This is a genomic window from Psychrobacter sp. AOP5-GZ1-6 (genome assembly GCF_052376345.1).
Taxonomy (GTDB): domain Bacteria; phylum Pseudomonadota; class Gammaproteobacteria; order Pseudomonadales; family Moraxellaceae; genus Psychrobacter.
The window spans coordinates 1-5,318 of record NZ_JBQSVP010000175.1; the positions used below are offsets into that span (position 1 = coordinate 1).

Consider the following 5,318-nt stretch of genomic DNA (forward strand, 5'->3'; position numbering starts at 1 on the left):
GGGTCGCAGCCATTATAGTCAGCAATGAGTATAGGCAATAATTAGCCAACTATTCAGTGTCAATCTCATTTAAAATAGCGGCATATCATTTAGATATTTATTTTTATTAGAAAAATACAGGAACACTTATGGAAATTAATCCGTATCAAGAAAAAATCAAAGACTTATCTGAGCGTGGGCAGGACTTGCGGAGGTATCTTTGACTTCGATGGTAAGCAAGAACGCTTAGAAGAAGTCAATTTAGAATTAGAAAACCCCGAGCTATGGAACGATCCAGAGCGCGCAACCAAGATTAATAAAGAAAAAAGTCATCTGGATGGTGTCATCGATGTGGTGGTTTCGCTTGAGACGACACTAGAAGATGCGTCTGCCATGCTAGAGCTGGCAGTAGAGGCAGAAGACGAGTCATTGCTCGCTGATGTTCAGGGCGAGCTAGATAGCGCTGAAGAGCGAGTGGCAGATTTAGAGTTTCGCCGTATGTTCAGTGGTGAGATGGATCCAAACAACTGTTATTTGGATATCCAATCAGGTAGTGGTGGTACTGAGGCGCAAGACTGGGCAGAGATGCTGCTGCGGATGTATACCCGCTGGGCTGAAGCGCATGACTTCAAGGTTGATGTCATTGAAGTATCATCAGGTAGCGTCGCTGGTATTAAGTCAGCCACGATTGAGATTAAAGGCGATTATGCTTTTGGTTGGTTGCGTACCGAGATCGGTGTGCATCGTTTAGTCCGTAAGTCACCATTTGATAGTAATAATGGTCGTCATACCTCATTTGCTGCGGTGTTTGTGTCACCTGAGATTGACGATAATGTCGATATTGATATCAATCCGGCTGATTTGCGTATTGATACCTATCGCTCATCTGGTGCGGGTGGTCAGCATGTGAACACCACAGATTCTGCGGTACGTATCACGCATGAGCCAAGCGGTGTCGTCGTGACTTGCCAGAATGAGCGTAGCCAACATGGTAACAAAGCCACTGCGATGAAAATGCTACGTGCTAAATTGTATGAGCTTGAGATGCAAAAGCGTATGGAAAAACAGCAAGCAGTTGAAGACAATAAGTCTGATGTGGGCTGGGGTAGTCAGATTCGCTCGTATGTGCTCGATGATTCGCGTATCAAAGACTTGCGTACTGGTGTCGAGACCTTTAACACTGGTTCTGTGCTAGATGGTGACCTCGATCAGTTTATCGAAGCCAGTCTAAAAGCTGGACTATAAAAGACAATTTTAAAGTACTAACCAACAATTAATTAAGGAAAATTATGCCAAGCGTTAATAGTTATTTTGATGATAAAGTGACGTCTATTGCCTTTCAGACAGCGACTAAGCCTGCGACTGTTGGCGTCATGGAAATTGGTGAGTATGAGTTTGGTACGAGCGAATTTGAAACCATGAGCGTGGTCAGTGGTGCTTTAACCGTTAAATTACCACAATCTAGCGAGTGGCAAACCTTTAATGCTGGCGAGCAGTTCACCGTTGAAGCCAATCAAAAGTTTCAAGTAAAAGTAGAAGTAGAAACCGCTTACTTATGTGTATACGGTAAATAATATTTAAGATTTTTTAATCTAAAATGGTATGAATAAGAAAACGCCAAGCATCCAATGCTTGGCGTTTTTTATTTGCTCATTTATGTTTACTCATAAGACAGATGATATAAATCATAAGTTTTTACGATACTGCACCATATCAGTTTGAGTGGCAATGGTGTCATACAGGTTGCGCGCGGTTGTGTTGCCTTCTTGCGTTGTCCAATACACACGGTTGCAGTTTTGCTGGCGTGCAAAGTCATATACTTGTTCAATTAATGCGCGCCCGACACCCTGTCCACGAACAGACTCATTAACGTATAGGTCTTCTAAATAACAACATTCCGTGGTATCCCATGTATTGGGATGCAGCACCACATGAGTGATACCTACCAACCTAGTATCCCGCCATGCGGTAAACCCATAAATAGCCACATTGCTATCTAGTAAATTGCGCCATGTTGCATCAGTCGTGCTCATGGGCAAACTGGTCTCATAGAATGTCAAATAACGTTGCCACAAATCTAACCAGTTAGCGTAATCAGCATTGGAACAATGGCGTGATTTTTATAGAAGGGCTTTTCATGATGCTTTACTCAGATCGATTAATGAATAGGGTTATCAATTATGACTTAATAACTCATAATTGATAACCCTGCCATCCGCTCAATTTTACAGAGCCTTACACATTCTCTGCGCCAAGCAAACAGTAAAAACTGCTGTCATTAATTATGCTAAAACGACTAGTTTATAAGACGGATAATTTTATGGTTCAGGCAAATCATCAGACAGATACACACATAGATGCACGCCACGACTATGAACATTTGGCTCGTTTGGCGAATTTGCGTTATGTCAGCGACGATGAGCCTGGGTTTACGCGTCGGCGCTGGGGTCGCGGTTTTACTTACAAAGATGCCGATGGACAGACGGTAAAAGATAGGGCGTTGCGCAAGCGTTTTGATGCGTTGGTTATACCACCGATGTGGTCAGAGGTGTGGATATGCCAGGATGAAAAGGGGCATCTACAATCGACAGGGCGTGATGACAAGTCGCGCAAGCAATATCTGTATCATCCAGAATGGAATCGCGTAAGGGATCGAGCGAAGTTCGATGCGATGATTGGCTTTGCCGAGGCGCTGCCACGTCTACGCGCTCAGGTTGAGATAGATTTAGAAGCTACGCCCTTGTCACGCGCTAATGTGCTAGCGGCGGTTATTAAGTTATTAGAAACCACATTAATCCGTGTGGGTAATAGTCGTTATGCCAAGCTTAATAAAAGCTATGGTCTAAGTACGCTGCGAAGTAAACATGTTAGTGAAACGGACTATGGATTGGCATTTGATTTTGTCGGAAAAAGTGCAAAAGAGCATCATATTGAATTGCAGGATGAGCGCTTGATTGACATCGTACAGGCATGTTCTGAATTACCGGGTTATCATATTTTTAAATATATAGACGATGATGGTGTTAAGCAAGTTGTCGATAGTAGCGATATCAACGACTACTTGCGAATGCATACGTGTGATACGGATGGCGAAAGCAAGTTGTATAGTGCAAAAGATTTTCGCACGTGGATGGCCAGTGTCCTCGCAGCCAGTTATTTATACGACGAGCTACAAACGACGGTTGGCAAAGACATATTGGCTACTGAGTCCAAAAGCGCTGAGCGCCAACAGCTGGTTGTCGATATGGTCAAAAGCGTAGCAGAGGATCTAGGCAACACGCCTACGGTTTGCCGCGCCTCTTATATTCATCCGATTATTATTGAGCAGTTTTTGGCAGGGCAGTTCTTTGATGCGTACAAAAAATACCGTCGCGGACGCACTAAAGAGTATCAAAGCTGTGAAGAAAAAGCACTGCTTGGTTTTCTTAGTATTTAAATGGAATTAGCTATAAGCCGTAAATGACTAATTTATAAAAATGATACGTTATGTATTGAAATAATTATAAATATGCGTTACTAATAGTACATATTAGATGGTCTATAGGATGTGATCATTTCGTAATACGCGTTTTATTTATTACTCGATTTTGCTAAAGGATTAGCTTATGAATACCGCCACTCTTACTGCTACAAACGTTGATGTAAACACTACGATCACACCAAAAAACTATACCGATTACTATAATAATTTTGATAGGGAATCGCTGCTGTCAGAAATATTTGGCAAGCATATTGATGATCGATTAAACGCTTATATGGCATGCTGTGGTCGTCACGTACGTGATGGTCGCGGTGATAACATCGCGCTGGTGCATGAAGATACTGCCAGAAAGGTGACTCGTATGAGCTTTGCTGAGCTAGATGTAGCGAGTGCGCAAGTTGCTAATTTATTACTGTCTTATGGCGTACAGGTTGGTGACCAAGTTGCAACCATGTTACCACGCACACCTGAGTTGCTCATCGTTGTATTAGCAACATGGCGTATTGGCGCAGTTTATCAACCGTTATTTACTGCCTTTGGTTATGATTCGATTAAATATCGAATGGACAAAGCGAATACCAAAGTTGTTTTTACCAATCAAGAAAACCGTGACAAGTTTGAAGATTTGGCTGAGCAAACCAAAATGGTATTGGTGGGTAGCGCTGTGGATTCTGAGACTTGGGGTGATGAGCATTATGCTGAGTCAATGTCAGCGCAGTCAAAAACTTTAGAACCTTTGTCGCTCAATACTGATGCACCATTCTTGCAAATGTTTACCTCTGGTACGGTGGGTAAGTCAAAAGGTGTCAGCGTGCCGTTAGCGGCATTGTCTGCTTTTTATTTATATATGCGCTACGCCATCGACCTACGCGAAGATGATCAATATTGGAACATGGCAGATCCAGGTTGGGCGTATGGCTTGTACTATGCCATTACAGGACCGCTACTATTAGGCGTCACCACTTATTTTAATGAAGCGGGGTTTGACGCGATTAATACGCGTGGCTTCATGGAGCGTCACAAGATTACTAATTTGGCGTCTTCACCAACAGCCTTTCGTATGATGAAATCTAGCGGTGTGTTTGAGGATGATCGTGACGATATCACCAGCAAGCTGTCTTTACGTTGTGCCAATTCGGCAGGCGAGACGTTGAATACAGAAGTTGTCAACTGGGTTGAAACCTATCTAGAGTGCCAAGTAAAAGACCAATATGGGCAAACAGAAACTGGTATGACTTGCTGCGCACATCATGCATTAGCACATGAGTGCCCTACTGGGTCGATGGGTATGGCGCTACCAGGGCATACACTAGTGGTATTAGATGACGATATGAATGTATTGCCAGATGGTGAACAAGGGCAGTTAGCAGTCGTTGTCAGTCAGTCACCTGCATTTTATTTCCGCGGTTATAGTTGGAATGAAAAACAAGCCTTTGTAGGTGACTACTATCTGACAGGCGATGTGGTCGAGCGCCATAGTGATGGCAGTTATTGGTTTTCAGGGCGTGATGATGACATCATTATTACTGCAGGTTATCGCGTCGGACCCACCGATGTCGAAAACACGGTACTCGAATACGCAGCAGTCGCAGAGTCGGCAGCGGTAGGTGTGCCAGATAAAGTACGTGGTCATACTATTAAGTCTTATGTGGTGCTAAAAGACGGCATCGAGGGTAGTAATGACATTGCCAAAGAAATCCAAGAACTGGTACGCAAACGTCTATCTACTCATGCTTATCCGCGCGAGGTCGAGTTTGTGACAGAGTTACCAAAAACGCCTAGTGGTAAAATCCAGCGATTTTTACTACGAAGTTTATCATTAGCTTAGCGATGACAGTGTTTATGACAGTAGTTATTA

5 protein-coding genes are annotated in these 5,318 nt (G+C 43.2%); 4 read left to right on the forward strand and 1 reads right to left on the reverse strand.

Annotation, left to right across the window (positions count from 1 at the left end):
- Positions 1-128: 128 nt before the first annotated feature.
- Positions 129-1,224 (forward strand): peptide chain release factor 2 gene (gene prfB, locus ACT3RN_RS14350; RefSeq protein ID WP_192520602.1). Its coding sequence is split into 2 segments (ribosomal slippage): positions 129-200 and positions 202-1,224, totalling 1,095 coding nucleotides; the frame shifts between segments, so codons are not numbered across the junction.
- 44 nt (positions 1,225-1,268) lie between these two features.
- The gene (gene ppnP, locus ACT3RN_RS14355; protein ID WP_192520603.1) at positions 1,269-1,553 is read left to right on the forward strand and encodes a pyrimidine/purine nucleoside phosphorylase; all 285 of its coding nucleotides are present in this window, start codon (positions 1,269-1,271) and stop codon (positions 1,551-1,553) included.
- A gap of 111 nt (positions 1,554-1,664) precedes the next feature.
- Here ppnP and ACT3RN_RS14360 read toward each other — a convergent pair whose 3' ends face one another.
- Positions 1,665-2,012 carry a GNAT family N-acetyltransferase gene (locus ACT3RN_RS14360; RefSeq protein WP_225739321.1) on the reverse strand — a complete coding sequence of 116 codons (348 nt, stop codon included), beginning with the start codon at positions 2,010-2,012 and terminating at the stop codon, positions 1,665-1,667.
- A gap of 287 nt (positions 2,013-2,299) precedes the next feature.
- On the opposite strand from ACT3RN_RS14360, the gene ACT3RN_RS14365 reads away from it, so the two are divergent.
- Entirely contained in the window at positions 2,300-3,415 is a 1,116-nt protein-coding gene (locus ACT3RN_RS14365; protein WP_192520605.1) for a DNA topoisomerase IB, read from the forward strand.
- Positions 3,416-3,584: 169 nt separating this feature from the next.
- Complete coding sequence (locus tag ACT3RN_RS14370) at positions 3,585-5,288, forward strand: AMP-binding protein (protein ID WP_192520606.1); 1,704 nt, start codon at positions 3,585-3,587, stop codon at positions 5,286-5,288.
- Positions 5,289-5,318: the final 30 nt, after the last annotated feature.

Bases quoted from the DNA above. Each gene is read 5' to 3' on its own strand.
- ppnP (WP_192520603.1), top strand. From the start codon at position 1,269: ATGCCAAGCGTTAATAGTTATTTTGATGATAAAGTGACGTCTATTGCC.
- ACT3RN_RS14360 (WP_225739321.1), bottom strand. From the start codon at position 2,012: ATGAGCACGACTGATGCAACATGGCGCAATTTACTAGATAGCAATGTG.
- ACT3RN_RS14365 (WP_192520605.1), top strand. From the start codon at position 2,300: ATGGTTCAGGCAAATCATCAGACAGATACACACATAGATGCACGCCAC.
- ACT3RN_RS14370 (WP_192520606.1), top strand. From the start codon at position 3,585: ATGAATACCGCCACTCTTACTGCTACAAACGTTGATGTAAACACTACG.